The sequence below is a fragment of the Sphingomonas sp. NFR04 genome, assembly GCF_900114095.1.
GTDB lineage: Bacteria > Pseudomonadota > Alphaproteobacteria > Sphingomonadales > Sphingomonadaceae > Sphingomonas.
On the sequence record NZ_FORV01000003.1, the window covers coordinates 371,402 to 385,967 of the forward strand.

Sequence of the window (14,566 nt, forward strand, 5' to 3'; positions counted from 1 at the left end):
AAAGGTGCAGGCTGTTGATATCGCACCCGCTACGGCATGTCGGCATGGCCGAACAACGGCAGCGGCTCTGCCAGCCCGCGCTCGAAATTGGAGACGGTCACACCCACCAGCCTTATGCCCTTGGGCGTCGGCAGCACCGAGCGCAGCAGCGCGATGCTTGCCGCGTGGAGCTGCTCGCGGCTGGTGATCGGGGCGGTGTGGCTGCGGCTGCGGGTGATGATCTGGAAGTCGGCATATTTGATCTTCACCGTGGCGGTGCGGCCGAAGCCCTGGGTGCGCGCGCACCATTCCCACACATCGTCGGCCTGGCCCAGCACCGCCGCCTCGATCTCGGCATCCTCGGTGAGGTCTCGGCTGAAGGTGGTCTCGGAGCCCGAGGACTTGCGCTCGCGATTGGGGTTCACCGGCCGATCATCGACGCCGCGGACGATCTGGTGATACCATTCGGCGCTGCTGCCGAAATGCTGCTGGAGAAAGTCGAGCGACTTGGCGCGCAGATCGGCGCCGGTCTCGATCCCCAGCCGCTGCATCTTGGCGGCGGTGACCGGCCCGACGCCGTGGAAGCGCGAGACCGGCAGCGTCTCCACCCAGGCCGCACCCATGTCCGGGGTGACGGCGAACTGGCCGTTGGGCTTGCGATGGTCCGAGGCGAGCTTGGCGAGGAATTTGTTGTACGAAACGCCGGCCGAGGCGGTGAGCCCGGTCTCTGCCAGGACGCGCGCGCGAATCTCCTTCGCCGTCGCCCAGGCGGTGCCGAGGCCGCGGCGATCCTCGGTCACGTCGAGATAGGCTTCGTCGAGCGACAGCGGCTGGATCAGCTCGGTATAGTCGGCGAAGATCGCGTGGATCTGCTGCGAGACGGCCTTGTACACGTCGAAGCGGGGTCGCACGAAGATCAGGTCCGGGCAGCGCCGCAGCGCGGTGACCGAGGGGAGGGCCGAGCGCACCCCGAAGGTGCGCGCCTCGTAGCTCGCCGCCGCGACCACGCCGCGCGCCGCCGCCGACCCCACCGCCACCGGTTTGCCGCGCAAGCTGGGATCGTCGCGCTGCTCGACCGAGGCGTAGAACGCATCCATGTCGATATGCAGGATCTTCCGTATGGGCGGCGCGGCCATGGCGCGGCTATACCGCCGGATGAACGAATAGGGAACAGCGTTTCCGATCCAAGTCATTGTGAATCGGGCGGGCGGGCGGCTAAGGAGGGCCATGCCAAGCTTTGCCCGCCGCTTCGCCCTGCTGCTCGCCTGTCTTGTCTGGACGCTGCCCGCGGCGGCGAAGACGATCCTGTTCGTCGGCAACAGCTTCACCTTCGGCGCCAACTCGCCGGTGATGCGCTATCGCCCGGATCGGGTGATGGACCTCAATCGCGAGGGGATCGGCGGCGTGCCGGCGCTGTTCCGCACCTTTGCGATCGAATCCGGTCTCGACTGGCAGGTGAGCCTGGAGACCTCGCCCGGCAAGGACCTTGCCTGGCATTATGCCAACCGCCGCGCGCTGATCGACCGGCGCTGGGACGTGGTGGTGCTGCAGGGTTTCAGCACGCTCGACGCCGAGCGGCCGGGCGATCCTACCCGCCACCTCGCGGCGGCACGCGAGCTGGCGGCGCTGTTCCACGCGCGCAACCCGGCGGCGCAGGTGAATCTCGTGGCGACCTGGTCGCGCGCCGACCAGACCTATCGCCCCGGCGGGCATTGGCACGGCGCGTCGATCTATCGCATGGCCGAGGATCTGCTTGCCGCCAATCGGCTGGCGCTGGTGCCGGGCTCGGGCATCTTCGGGGTGCTGCCGGTCGGCACTGCCTGGAACCGCGCGATCCGCGACGGCTTTGCCGATGCCAATCCCTATGACGGCATTGCCTGGGGCCAGTTCAGCCTGTGGACCTGGGACCAGTATCACGCCAGCGCCGAGGGCTATTATCTGGAGGCGCTGGTCGAGTTCGGCGCGATCACCGGCCGCGATCCGCGCAGCCTGGGCCCGCGCGAGCGCGCCGCCGAGGATCTGGGGATCAACCCCGACGTCGCCCGGCGGCTGCGCGACGTCGCCGCCGCCGAGCTGGCGGCTCAGCGGGTCGGCGGCGCGCCGTAATAGTCGGGGGCGCCGTCGAGGCGCACGTCGATCCGGTCGAGCAGGAAGCCCGGGTCCATCGCGAAGACCTCGATCCTGTGCGCGCCCGCGGCGAGCAGGCCGAGCTTGAGGGTGCGTATCGCGGTGTTGGAGAGAACATTGGCCTTCCACTCGTCGCTGCGGCCATGGGTCTCATAGTCGAGCACGGTGACCGCGCCCCCGCCCACCCGCACGCCGATGCGGAGCTTGTTCGCCGAAGTGAGGGCGTGGACCGGCAGCGCGACGATCCTGAGCTCGGCATCGCCCTTGTTGCCCAACACGAAGGGCAGGACGAGCGGGGCGGTAGCGTCGGCCTTGTCGCTGGAGGGCAGGTCGAGCTTGCTGCGCAATACCGCGCCGCGCGAGCCTAGTTCGGCGATCCGCTCCCAGGGCGTGCCGGCCAGCTTCAGGTCGGCCGGTGTCAGCGAAATGATGTGGTTCACCTCGGGCGTGGCGTCGCCGGCCGGGAAGGGCTGGAGCACCGGCTCGAGATAGACCATCGCGCCGTTGCAGCGGATCTTGCCCGCGGCGATCGGACCCTTGCCGTCATATTTCACCGCGACGCGCATCTCGTAGCCGTTGCGCGCATCGAGCCGGCCGGCCCGGGCCGAAAGCTCGACGCCTTCCAGCCCCTCGACCTTCCAGTCGCTCACCGCACCCTTGCCATAGACGGTCATGTATCGCGTTTCCGCCTTGCCGGGGGCGAAGGCGAGCGCGCGGGCATCGGCGCCGCAGGGCGCGACGGGGGCGAGATCGATCTTGGGGTAGGGCGGCTCAGCAAAGACGGCGAGCTGGCGCGGGGCCATGTCCATGATGCCGCGCCACTTGCCGCCATTCTGGGCATTGTAGGCGGCAGTGTCGGCGACGATGGTCTGGTGCGCGGCGCGGGCCTGGTCGGCGAGCGCATTGGCGCTTGCACGCCCCTGACGCGCGTAGAGTGCTGCGAGATCGAGCTTGAGGTTGCGCTCGTTGAGCTTGGCCGCGCCCCGCACCGGGTACAGCACCAGCTGGAAGAAGGCATCGCGGCGGTCGGCGGGTATAGTCGCGCCCAACGCCTCGGCCTTGTCGAGCAGCGCCTGATAGCGGGCGATCCGCGCCTGCGCCTCGTCGCCGCCGGTGCGAACATAGTCGGCGATGCGGATCGGGGTCTCGGGCTCGACGGTGCTGAAGCCCATGAACTCGGGCTTCCGCTCCCAGGCGAGGTCGTAATAGTCCATCAGCACGTCGGCGACGGCCGGTCCCTGCGCGCCGAACTGCTCCTTCGCCCAGTCGGCGAGCTGCGCGCGGACCGGTTTGTTGAGCAGCCTGGTGTCGAAGGCGATGTCGAGGAAATAGCTCGCCAGCACCTCGCCCGGCTTGATGTCGCCGACATTGACGACCCAGAGCTTGCGCGTGCCCGTCTGCCATGCCCGGTCCAGCTGCTCGCGGATCAGCGCGGGATGGGTGGTCGCCAGCCACAGATAGTCGTGCGGCCGGCCCCAGTAGCTGATGTGGTAATAGAGGCCCGATCCGCCCTTGCGGGCCCGCTCGGCGGCGGTGGGCAACTGGCCGAGATAGCCGTAATTGTCCTCGGGCCAGACGAGCGTCACGTCCTCGGGCACCTTGAGCCCGCTGCGATAGACGTCGAGCACTTCCTTGTAGAGCGTCAGCACCTGGGGCACCTGGTCCGCCGGCTTGCCCTGCGCGGTGGCGAGCAGGCCGCGCTGCAGGTCGATCGCCTGGGCCGTGGCGGCAAGCGCCTGTTCCGGGCTCTTCGCGCCCTCCAGCGCCGAATCATGCTTGCCGCGCAGGCCGATCGTGTAGACGTTTTCGTACGCCTTCACGTCGTCGACGCGGCGGCGCCAATAGTCGACCATGCGGTCGCGATTGGTGAAGAAGTTGAACGGGCCCTCCGCCTTCTCGTCCCACTCGCGCACATTGTTGCGCAGCATCGGCTCGGCATGCGAGGTGCCGACGACGATGCCGTACGCCTTCGCCATCTCGGCATTGCCGGGGATCTGGTAGAAGGGCTTGGTGCTCTCGTGCATCGCCGGCCAGATCATGTTGGCCTTGAGCCGCCACATCAGCTCGAACACCTTCGCGTAGGTCTTGGGGCCGATATCGCCGGTCTCGGGCTCATAGGTCTTGGCCGCCCAGGGCTGGAGACCCCAATCCTCGTCGTTGAGGAAGATGCCGCGATACTGGACCGAGGGGGCCTCGGAGAGCAGGCGGCGGCCGTCGACGACCAGCCGGTCGGCATGGCGCGGGGTGACGTCCGCCCACCATTCCCATGCCGAGATGCCGATCGCGCGGCTGAGGTCCACCGTGCCCCAGATCGCGCCGCGCGGGTCCGAGCCGGCGATCAGCAGATAGGACCGGCCGGGATGCTGCCGGGAGGGGGCGAGGACGCGGATATAGCGTTCCCACTGGCCGTTCAGCGCGGCGAGGTCGACCTTGGCATCGGTCGCCACGGCGCGGACAACGGCGGAGTCCCTCTGACCGATGACGACGCAGAGCTTGCCGCACGCGGCGAGGTCGCTCGCCACCAGCGGTGTCTTGCCGGCGCGCTTGCCGATGTCGCGGGCAAGGAGTTCGCCAGCGAGCTTTGCGGACGTCGCATCCTCATGGACGATGGTCGCGGTGGTCCGCCCATCGAACAGCACTGCCTGCTGGGCGTGCGCGGCGATGGGGAGAGCGAGAAGAGCGGGCAGGGCGAGGTGACGCATGCCGCGCTTGAAGCATGGGGAGGCGCAGAAGGGAATCCCCGATCCGAGCTCTATCCCTTGTGGCGCAAGTACCTCGTCATCCCCGCGAAGGCGGGGATCCATTGGCGCTGATGGTGCGGCTCTTTCGTCAAACGCACAGGCGAATGGATTCCCGCCTTCGCGGGAATGACGAAGGTTTCGAGTGCTGCCGTTTGCGGCTTCCGAGGGGTTAGCTGCCTCCCGTGCCGGGGAGGATCTTGTCAGCCCTTCGCCCTTGCCGCGGCCCGCGCGATCGCCACGCACTCCACTTCCGCGAGCAACTCCCCCGCGCTGCCTGAGGACATCATCGCCCGCTCGGCCTGGCGCACCCGCTCGATCGCCCTCGCGATCTGCGGTGCGGACCAGCGGCGCAGCGCGCGGCCGGTGGCGGGGCGTTCCTTGAAGAAGACGCGGTGGCGCTCCATCGCGTCGTCGACGCTGGCGCCCTGGTCCATCTCGGCGCGCAGCTCGGCCAGCGTCATCAGCCGGCGGACCAGCTGGCGCATCAAGGGAATCGCCGAGCCGCTGCCCTCGCCGAGCTTGGCCAGCTCCTCGCCGACCTCGGCCACGCGCCCGTCGAGCACCGCCTCGATCGCGCCGAACAGCTCGCCTTCGCCGAGGTCCGCGCCGATCGCATCCAGCGCCGCGCCATCGGCATCGCGCGGATGCTCATGATCCGCGTCGAGGAACAGCGCCAGCTTCTCGATCTCGCGGGTGAGGATCGCGCGGTCGCCATTGGCCGCCGCCGCCATCCGGTGCGGCACGTCGCCGGTCAGCCGCAGGCCGTGCTCGCGGGCGATCGTGCCCGCCAGCTGCGCCGCGCCCGCGCCTTCGGGCACATAGCAGGCGAAGGCCATCGCCGTGGGCGCGGCGATCGCCGCCTTCACCAGCTTGCCGCTAGTCTTGAGGTTGGGGCCGATCGCAACCACCGGATTGCCAGCCCGCTCGGCGCCGAGCAGCAGCGCGATCGCCTCTGCCGCGCCCTCCTCGATGTTGGACACCCGAATGTACCGCGCGCCACCGAATAGCGACAGCGACGCCGCCTCGTCGGCGAGCAGTCCGGGCTGGTCGCGCAGCATCTTCATGTCGATGTCGATACGCTCGACGTCCGGCCCCAGCGCCTTGCCGAGCCGCGCGGCGAGATCGGCGGCGCCCGCTTCGTCGGGGCCGTGGAGCAGATAGAGACGCGTATCGGGTTTTGGCGCTTCTACCGCCGCGCGGATCTGGCCCGCATTGGCCTTCACTGGGGCCGCGCGCCGCCTTCGCGCACCGTCCGCGCCAGCCGCGCGACGATCTGGTCGGCGACGATGCCCGAGAGCCGCTCCAGCGCCGACTTCTCGGCGGCGATCGTCGCATATTCCGAGCCGACCACGTCGATGCCCGCATCCGACCCGGCGGTCGCGTCGAGCACCACCTGGCCGCTGCGCAGGTCGATCAGCTGATAGCGTGCCCGCAGCGTCCGCCGCTCGCGCGAGACCGAGTCGTCGCGCCGCACGCCCAGGCCGATGATCTGGTCGTCGAGCTTCACTTCGAGCCGATAGGCCGCTGCGCCGCCGTTGTTCGCGAGGCGATCCTTGAGCGCGTTCGAGACGAGCCAGCCGGACTGGCCCTGGATCGGCGCGACTTCGACCGCCGAGAGCGTCGTCGCGACCGTGCCGCTGCTCCCCCCCTGGTACATCGGATGCAGCCCGCACGCCGAGAGCGCGAGGGCGAGGGGGGCGAGCAGGGCGACGGACTTGTTCATGCGACGATGTTCACCAATCGATCGGGCACCACGATGATCTTGCGCGGCGCATTGCCTTCGAGCAGCCGAACGATCTTGTCCGACGCAAGTGCCGCGGCCTCGACCACGTCCTTGGCGGCGCCCTTCGGCATCACCAGCGTGTCGCGCAGCTTGCCGTTGACCTGCACCGCGATCGTCACTTCGTCGTCGACCAGCAGCGCCGGATCGACCGCCGGCCATTCGGCATCGGCGATCATGCCGGTTTCGTCCATCGCCGCCCAAGCCTCTTCGGCGATGTGCGGCACCATCGGCGCCACGATGCGGACCAGCGCGCGGATCGCCGCGGTGCGCGAGGCGGAGGGCTTGGCCTTCTCGATCGCCGCGGTCAGCTCATAAAGCTTGGCGACGGCCTTGTTGAAGGTCAGCGCCTCGATGTCCTCGGCGACGCCCGCGATGGTGCGGTGGAGCTTGCGGTCGAGATCCTTGTCCTCGCCCTCGGCATTCTCCAGCCCGTCGAACAGGCGCCACAGGCGGTTGACGAAGCGCCACGCGCCTTCGATGCCGCTCTCGCTCCACTCCAGGTCGCGCTCGGGCGGGCTGTCGGAGAGCACGAACCAGCGGGTCGCGTCGGCGCCATATTGGTCGACGATCTCGGTCGGGTCGACGGTGTTCTTCTTCGACTTCGACATCTTCTCGACACGGCCGACCGTCACCTCGGCGCCGGTGTCGGTCAGATAGGCGGAGCCATCGGCGCGGAACGAGACCTGGGTCGGCTCGAAATACACCTTCCGCTCCAGCCCCTCATGCTCTTCGAGCTGATAATAGCTGGCGTGGGTGACCATGCCCTGCGTGAACAGGCCCGCGAACGGCTCGGCCACGTCGATGCGGCCGATATGGCGCAGCGCCCGGGTGAAGAAACGCGCGTAGAGCAGGTGCAGGATCGCATGCTCGACGCCGCCGATATACTGGCCGACCGGCAGCCACTGCTCGGCCACCGCCTTGTCGAACGGCTTGTCCGAGGGCTGGCTGGCGAAGCGGAGGAAATACCAGCTCGAATCGACGAAGGTGTCGAGCGTGTCGGTCTCGCGCCGCGCGGGCTTGCCGCATTTCGGGCAGTCGACATGCTTCCAGCTCGGATGGCGGTCCAGCGGGTTGCCGGGCACGTCGAACGCGACGTCCTCGGGCAGCGTGACCGGCAGCTGCTCCTTGGGCACGCCGACGGGGCCGCAATCCTCGCAATGGATGATCGGGATCGGGGTGCCCCAATAACGCTGGCGGCTGACGCCCCAGTCGCGCAGGCGCCACACGGTGCTGCCGGTGCCCCAGCCGCCTTCCTCGGCGCGGCGGATCACTTCGCGCTTGGCATCGACGACGTCGAGGCCGTCGAGGAAGTGCGAGTTCACCAGCGTGCCGGGGCCGGTATAGGCCTCGGTGCCGTCGAACTTGGGATCGGTCTTGTCGCCTTCGGAGACGACGCGGCGGATCGGCAGGCCGTACTTGGTCGCGAATTCGAAGTCGCGCTGGTCATGCGCCGGCACGCCGAACACGGCGCCGGTGCCGTAATCCATCAGCACGAAGTTCGCGATATAGACCGGCACCTGCCAGCTGGCGTCGAACGGATGCTGCGCGGTGAGCCCGGTGTTCCAGCCGAGCTTCTCCTGCGTCTCCAGCTCGGCCGCGGTGGTGCCGCCCTGCTTGCAGCGCTCGATGAACGCCTGGACTTCGGGATTGCCGGCGGCGAGGCCCTGCGCGATCGGGTGGTCCGCCGCGATCGCGACGAAGCTGGCGCCGAAGATCGTGTCCGGCCGCGTGGTGTAGACGGTCAGCCCTTCGCCGTCGGACAGCGACCAGGTGAACTGCAGGCCTTCCGATTTGCCGATCCAGTTTTCCTGCATCAGCTTCACCTTGTCCGGCCAATGCTCGAGGCCCTTCAGCCCTTCGAGCAGGTCGTCGGCGAAATCGGTGATCTTGAGGAACCACTGGTTGAGCTTGCGCCGCTCGACCAGCGCGCCCGAGCGCCAGCCGCGCCCGTCGATCACCTGCTCGTTGGCGAGCACGGTCATGTCGACCGGATCCCAGTTGACCGCGCTTTCCTTGCGATAGACCAGGCCTGCCTCATAGAGGTCGAGGAACAGCGCCTGTTCCTGGCCGTAATAATCGGCCTCGCAGGTGGCGATCTCGCGCGTCCAGTCGAGCGCGAAGCCCAGGCGCTTGAGCTGCGCCTTCATCGTCGCGATGTTCTGGCGGGTCCAGGCGCCCGGATGGACCTTCTTTTCCATCGCGGCATTTTCGGCGGGCATGCCGAAGGCGTCCCAGCCCATCGGATGCAGCACTTCCATGCCCTTCATCCGGCGGAAGCGCGCCAGCACGTCGCCCATCGTGTAGTTGCGCACATGGCCCATATGGATGCGCCCCGACGGATAGGGGAACATCTCGAGCACATAGGACTTCGGCTTGGGCGAATCGTCGCGGGCGGCGAAGGTGCGGTTTTCCTCCCACGCCTTCTGCCACGCCGCGTCCGCCTTCAAGGGATTGAAGCGAGACGCCATTCTTTGATTCCGATTAGTTGGTCGCGACGGCCGCGCGGCGCAGGTCGCGTGCACGGGTCAGGATGATGTCCTCGAGCTTCTGGACGGTGGCGGCCTGCACGGGTGCGGAGACCCAGGCGCCGTTGCGGTTGACCTCGCGCAGCGCCGCGACCCGCAGCGCATCGGCGCGCAGATCCTGGTCGAGCACGGTCACCGTCACCTTCATCCGCTCGGTGGGGACGTTGGGGTTCACATACCAGTCGGTGACGATCACGCCGCCGTTCGAATCGGTCTGGAGCAGCGGCATGAAGCTCAGCGTGTCCAGCGTGGCGCGCCACAGATAGGCGTTGACGCCGATCGTCGTCACCTTCGACGCCGCCAGGTCCGCGTTCACGCCCTTCTTGTGGTGGCTGCAGGCGGAGGCGGAAACAGCGAGCGACCCCAGGATCGCAAAGCGCAACAGGCGGTTCATGGACGTCGTACTTCCTACCGGCAAGGGAATGAGTGCCTGCATCTATAGGGCGGGATGTGGCGGGAGCAAGGCCGACGCGCTGGTATCCGATTGGTCGCAGATGGTACGATTCTGTGGGTTGCGTGCAACACTCCGGGAAAATTGATGCCACCGGTGGAACGTCGCTTTGATTCCATGGTAGGGGCAACCATTAGAGAGGTATGCAAATGCGCTTGGTACGTTGGATGTCGGGACTTGGGCTGGGGGCGCTCTGCGCCGCCGGGCTCCTCGTCGCGCCCACGCTCCAGGCACAGGAACGAGACCGCGCATTGAAGGCGGCCGTTCACCCCGCACCCCTGGCGCTGCAAGGCGCCGGCGGGTTCACGCCTGCTTCCGCCGATCCCAAGCTCGCCGCCATGCTGGCGCGCAGCGGGATGAACGGCGCGGGCTTCCGCTTCACCCCGGCCGAGTCGCGCACCGGCTCGACGCGCGGTGTCAACGTCGCGGTTCGTGCCAGCACGAATCGCGCGGTCGAGCTGGCGAGCCGTACCCCCACGGCCAAGCCGGCGTCGGTCAGCCTTGCGCCGATCGCCTATAATCTGGGCGTCGCGGTGGGCTGGCGTCGCTTCGCCGTTTCGGGCGACGTGACCCATATCGACATGGCGAACACCCAGCCAGGCAGCCGCGATCGCTCCGAGGTCGCGCTCAGCTATGCCGGCAAGCGCCTGAGCGGCCGGATCGCCGCGAGCGAGGATCGTCCGCTGGCGGGTACGCCGGTGCTGATCGGCGACAAGCCCAGCTATTCGTTCGATCTCGGCGGCTCCTATGCCGTGTCGCGTCGCCTCGATGTGACCGCGGGCGTGCGCTACAAGAGCGAGCGCGATCGCCTGACGCAGTTCAACGAAGACACGCGTCGCGACAGCCAGTCGATCTATATCGGCACCGCCTTCCACTTCTGATTGCGTGGGCCCGGCTAGCGGGCCCAGGCATCGATCGCTGCCCAGCCGTGAATGCCTAGCGCCTTGAGTCGCCTGGCCTTGTGCGGGTCCATGCCGCCGAGGGCGATGATGGGCACGTTCAGGCCGCGAACCAGCAGGCCGAATCGCACCGGGCCGAGTACCGGCGTGCCGGGGTGCGAGCGGGTGGGGAAGACGGGCGAGACGAGCAGTGCATCTGCCCCCGCGCGGATCGCGGCAACCGCCTCGCGCCGGGAATGCACCGGCCAGGTGGCGAGGCCGCGCCCCCGCCGCCCATGCGTTCCCCTCTCGCCGCGCATCGGTTCCGCCCCCGCCCGCAGCAGTATGAGTCCCCGCCGCCGGGCGATCTTGGCGATGCGGGCGAACAGCGCGCGCCGCTCGAAGGGGGGAAGCTGGTAGTGGCGGAAGATCACTCCGCTGCCGCGCGGCAGCCGTTCCAGCGCATCCCATAGCGCATCGCCCAGCCGCGGGTCGGTCATCAACCACAGGCGCGGGATTGGGGGGTGGCGGGTCGGCATCGCCATGCCTATAGCCCGCCCCATGCTTCAAGACGATGCTAGCCAGCGGCTCGCCGCGGTGCAGACCGCGATCGCCCGCGCCGCCAAGATCGCCGGCCGCAAGCCCGCCGATATCACCCTGATCGCGGTCTCCAAGACCCACGACGCCGAGACGATCCAGCCGCTGATCGACGCCGGCCAGCGCGTGTTCGGCGAGAACCGCGTGCAGGAAGCCCAGGGCAAATGGCCGCAGCTGCGCGAGGCCACGCCGGGCATCGAGCTCCACCTCGTCGGCCAGCTCCAGTCGAACAAGGCCGACGAAGCCGTCGCGCTGTTCGACGCGATCCACGGCGTCGACCGGCCCTCGCTGGTGGCGGCGCTCGCCAAGGCGATGGACAAGGCGGATCGCCGCCCGGCCTGCTTCCTCCAGGTCAATATCGGCGACGAGCCGCAAAAGGGCGGCTGCCCGATGGCGGATGTGCCCGCGCTGCTCGCCGAGGCGCGCGCGGCAAACCTGCCGGTCGCCGGCCTGATGTGCGTGCCCCCTGCCGGGCTGGAGGCTGCGCCCTATTTCGCGCTGCTCGCCAAGCTTGCGCGCGACCATGGGCTGGAGGGGATCAGCATGGGGATGTCGAGCGATTACGAGACTGCGGTGACGCTCGGCGCCACCCATATTCGCGTCGGCACGGCGCTGTTCGGAGACCGCGCATGAACGAGCTGACGCGCCTGTCCACCATGATCCCGGTGCGCTTCGCCGGCATACTCTTCGACTTCGACGGCGTGCTGCTGGAGAGCGAATATGCCGGCAACAAGCAGATCGCCGACTATCTGACCAGCATCGGCCACCCGACCACGCCCGAACATTCGATGGCGAACTTCATGGGGCTGGCCGGCGCCGATTTCCTCACCGCGATCGAGCGCTGGATCGGCCGACCGGTGCCGGAGGGCTTCCACGAAGCCCGCGCCGAGGAAGATGCGCGCGCGCTGGCGGAGGGTCTGCCGGCGGTTGCTGGCGCGCTCCGTTTCCTGGAGAGCCTGCCCGCCGACCTGCCCAAGGCGATCGCCTCGTCGAGTCCGACCCACTGGCTGGACACCCATCTCCGCCACCTGGGGGTACGCGACCTGTTCGGCGACAAGCTGTTCAGCGGCCGCGAGCATGTCGTCAACGGCAAGCCTGCGCCGGACCTCTACCTCCACGCCGCCGCCGCGCTGGGCGTGCCGATTGCGGACTGCGTGATCCTGGAGGACTCGCCGGTGGGCGTGAAGGGCGCCGTCGCCTCGGGCGCGACGGTGATCGGGCTCTGCGCGGGCACCCACTGCGCGGCGGACCATGGCGCGCGGCTCAAGGCGCTGGGCGTGCAGCATATCGCCCATGATTTCGACGAAGTCGCCCGGCTGATCGCCTGACCTTAGCGTATCCTCCCCCGCCAGGGGGAGGTGGCGCCGAAGGCGACGGAGGGGCAGGAAGCACGCCGGAATCGGTCTGGCATCCTCCCCCTCCGACCCGCTACGCGGGCCACCTCCCCCTGGCGGGGGAGGATACGCTCGTCTTAAAATTCGTGCCCGGTCCGATCCCGCTTCGTCGCCAGGTACCGTGCATTATGCGGGTTCGCCGGCAGTATGTGCGGCACGCGCTCCAGCACGTCGACGCCGGCGGCGCGCAGCGTCTCCACCTTCTGGGGGTTGTTGGTGAGCAATCGGATACGCGGCTGGCCGAGTAGCGTCAGCATCCGCGCCGCCACGCGGAAGTTGCGCGCATCGATAGCGAAGCCAAGCCGCGTGTTCGCATCCACCGTGTCGAAACCCTGATCCTGCAGCGCATAGGCACGCAGCTTGTTGATCAGGCCGATGCCGCGGCCTTCCTGGCGCAGATAGAGCAGGATGCCCCAGCCGCTTTTGGAAATCTCGGCGATCGCCGCCTTGAGCTGCGGCCCGCAATCGCATTTGAGGCTGCCCAGCATGTCGCCGGTCAGGCATTCGCTGTGCAGCCGCACCAGCGGCGGCGCGCCATTGGGCTGGCCGATCAGCAGCGCGATATGCTCGCCGGGCATCTCGTCGGTGCGGAAGGCGACGATTTCGGCGTCCTCGGCGGCCTCTACCGGCAGCCGCGCGCGACCGACGATGCGCAGGCGATCGGCATCCTCATGCGCGTCGATGTCGGCGAGGGTGATCGCGTGCTCGGCATCGCCTTCGAGCACGAAGAAGGCGGGGAGCAATCCCGCGATCCGCGCCAGCCGCAGCGCTGCCGTCGCGGCATCTGGCTGCACTACGGGAATCGCACGGAACGGGCCCTTGAGCGGCGTCGCAAGGTCGAACTGCGGATCGGCCAGCGCCGTCGCCGCATCGAAATCGAGCCACTCGACCCGCTCGACCAGCACCGGCGCATCGGGGGTCGCTGCGTCGCGCTGGTTGGCGAGCTTGAGCGTCGCCGCACGCCCGGCCGAGAGCAGCACCGGCGCGGTACCGGCGGGATCGAACCCCGTCAGCCGCTCGCCGTCGCCTGTTTCGATCGCCAGCAGCCTGAGCGTGCCTGCCGCGCCGCGAATCGCGATCGGCCAGCCGCGGCGCAGCGCATCGACGGCTTCGGCGGCGGCGCGGGCGTTGCTCAAAAGTCGAACTCCGTCACGATCGGCACATGGTCCGAGGGCTTGAGCCAGGAGCGGCACGGCTCGCATACCTTGTGCGCCGTCGCCTTGTCCGCAACCTCGGGGCTGGCCCACATATGGTCGAGCCGCCGCCCGCGATCGGAGGCGGCCCAGTCCTTGGCGCGGTAGCTCCACCAGGTGAAGCAGCGCTGCGGCGCGGGAATGAATTTGCGGCCGAGATCGACCCAGCCATGCGCCGCCTGCAGCCGGCCCAGCGCCTCGACCTCTACGGGCGTGTGGCTGACCACGTCGAGCAGCTGCTTGTGGCTCCACACGTCCGATTCGAGCGGGGCGATGTTGAAGTCGCCGGTGAGGATCGTCGGCACCGCGAGCGATTCGGACCATTCGGTCATCCGCTGGACGAAATCGAGCTTCTGGCCGAACTTGGGGTTCACCTCCCGATCGGGCACGTCGCCCCCGGCGGGGACATAGACATTCTCGAGTCGCACGCCGTTCGGCAGCCGCACGCCGACGTGCCGCGCTTCCTGGTTGGCCTGCCAGTCGAGCCGGTCGTCCTCGACCAGCGGCACGCGGCTGACGATCGCGACGCCGTGGTGCATCCGCTGGCCATGCTTGATGACATGGGTGTAGCCGAGGTCGTGGAACGGCCCCTCGGGGAAGTCGCCGTCGATCACCTTGGTCTCCTGGAGACACAAGATGTCGGGGGCTTCCTCGCGCAGAAACTGCTCGACGATGGCGATGCGGAAGCGGACGGAGTTGATGTTCCAGGAGGCGATCTTCACGCGCGCCGATGTAGCGATTCTTCGCGCCAGCGCCAGACCACCCTATACCCCAAAAGGAAAGGCCCCCGCTCCGGGGGCAATGGAGCGAGGGCCGACCTAGCGTTCGTCACGCAGGCGGGAAGGGGTACCAGGCCCGGGCAACAGGGGGAAAAATCCCGGGCAAAAACCCCATCCGC

At 68.5% G+C, this 14,566-nt stretch carries 13 protein-coding genes; 4 read left to right on the top strand and 9 right to left on the bottom strand.

From position 1 onward, the window contains the following. Positions 1-29 precede the first annotated feature (29 nt). Positions 30-1,115: a DNA polymerase IV gene (dinB, locus tag BM009_RS11670; RefSeq protein ID WP_093296591.1), complete on the bottom strand. Its 1,086-nt coding sequence runs from the start codon at positions 1,113-1,115 to the stop codon at positions 30-32. A gap of 91 nt (positions 1,116-1,206) precedes the next feature. Here dinB and BM009_RS11675 point away from each other — a divergent pair, with 91 nt between their 5' ends. Beyond that, complete coding sequence (locus BM009_RS11675) at positions 1,207-2,085, top strand: PEP-CTERM sorting domain-containing protein (RefSeq protein WP_093296324.1); 879 nt, start codon at positions 1,207-1,209, stop codon at positions 2,083-2,085. Here BM009_RS11675 and BM009_RS11680 read toward each other — a convergent pair. The 5 genes from BM009_RS11680 to BM009_RS11700 form a co-directional block, all read right to left on the bottom strand. Next, entirely contained in the window at positions 2,061-4,808 is a 2,748-nt protein-coding gene (locus BM009_RS11680) for a glycosyl hydrolase 115 family protein (protein WP_093296326.1), read from the bottom strand. The two genes, BM009_RS11675 and BM009_RS11680, sit on opposite strands and share 25 nt — an antisense overlap. A gap of 239 nt (positions 4,809-5,047) precedes the next feature. After that, positions 5,048-6,070 carry a DNA polymerase III subunit delta gene (holA, locus tag BM009_RS11685; RefSeq protein WP_093296327.1) on the bottom strand — a complete coding sequence of 341 codons (1,023 nt, stop codon included), beginning with the start codon at positions 6,068-6,070 and terminating at the stop codon, positions 5,048-5,050. Then, on the bottom strand, positions 6,067-6,570 hold the full coding sequence (gene lptE, locus BM009_RS11690; RefSeq protein WP_093296328.1) for an LPS assembly lipoprotein LptE: 504 nt from the start codon (positions 6,568-6,570) through the stop codon (positions 6,067-6,069). The genes holA and lptE overlap by 4 nt, the downstream gene beginning before the upstream one ends. After that, a complete protein-coding gene (gene leuS, locus BM009_RS11695; RefSeq protein ID WP_093296330.1) occupies positions 6,567-9,098 on the bottom strand; it encodes a leucine--tRNA ligase in 2,532 nt (843 codons plus the stop codon). The genes lptE and leuS overlap by 4 nt, the downstream gene beginning before the upstream one ends. A 13-nt stretch (positions 9,099-9,111) precedes the next feature. Further along, positions 9,112-9,549, bottom strand: coding sequence for a DUF3576 domain-containing protein (locus BM009_RS11700; RefSeq protein ID WP_093296331.1), 438 nt, complete (start codon positions 9,547-9,549; stop codon positions 9,112-9,114). Positions 9,550-9,755: 206 nt separating this feature from the next. Here BM009_RS11700 and BM009_RS11705 point away from each other — a divergent pair, with 206 nt between their 5' ends. Then, positions 9,756-10,487: a hypothetical protein gene (locus BM009_RS11705; protein WP_254772258.1), complete on the top strand. Its 732-nt coding sequence runs from the start codon at positions 9,756-9,758 to the stop codon at positions 10,485-10,487. A gap of 14 nt (positions 10,488-10,501) precedes the next feature. On the opposite strand, the gene BM009_RS11710 is transcribed toward BM009_RS11705, so the two are convergent. Further along, positions 10,502-11,023: a thiamine phosphate synthase gene (locus BM009_RS11710; protein WP_093296593.1), complete on the bottom strand. Its 522-nt coding sequence runs from the start codon at positions 11,021-11,023 to the stop codon at positions 10,502-10,504. Between the two features lie 22 nt (positions 11,024-11,045). On the opposite strand from BM009_RS11710, the gene BM009_RS11715 reads away from it, so the two are divergent. Further along, positions 11,046-11,714, top strand: a complete 669-nt coding sequence (locus tag BM009_RS11715; protein ID WP_093296334.1) for a YggS family pyridoxal phosphate-dependent enzyme — start codon at positions 11,046-11,048, stop codon at positions 11,712-11,714. After that, positions 11,711-12,409 carry an HAD family hydrolase gene (locus BM009_RS11720; RefSeq protein WP_093296336.1) on the top strand — a complete coding sequence of 233 codons (699 nt, stop codon included), beginning with the start codon at positions 11,711-11,713 and terminating at the stop codon, positions 12,407-12,409. Before BM009_RS11715 ends, BM009_RS11720 begins: the two co-directional genes overlap by 4 nt. Before the next feature lie 143 nt (positions 12,410-12,552). On the opposite strand, the gene ribA is transcribed toward BM009_RS11720, so the two are convergent. Beyond that, on the bottom strand, positions 12,553-13,611 hold the full coding sequence (gene ribA / locus BM009_RS11725; RefSeq protein ID WP_093296337.1) for a GTP cyclohydrolase II: 1,059 nt from the start codon (positions 13,609-13,611) through the stop codon (positions 12,553-12,555). Continuing rightward, a complete protein-coding gene (locus BM009_RS11730; protein WP_093296338.1) occupies positions 13,608-14,390 on the bottom strand; it encodes an exodeoxyribonuclease III in 783 nt (260 codons plus the stop codon). The genes ribA and BM009_RS11730 overlap by 4 nt, the downstream gene beginning before the upstream one ends. Positions 14,391-14,566: the final 176 nt, after the last annotated feature.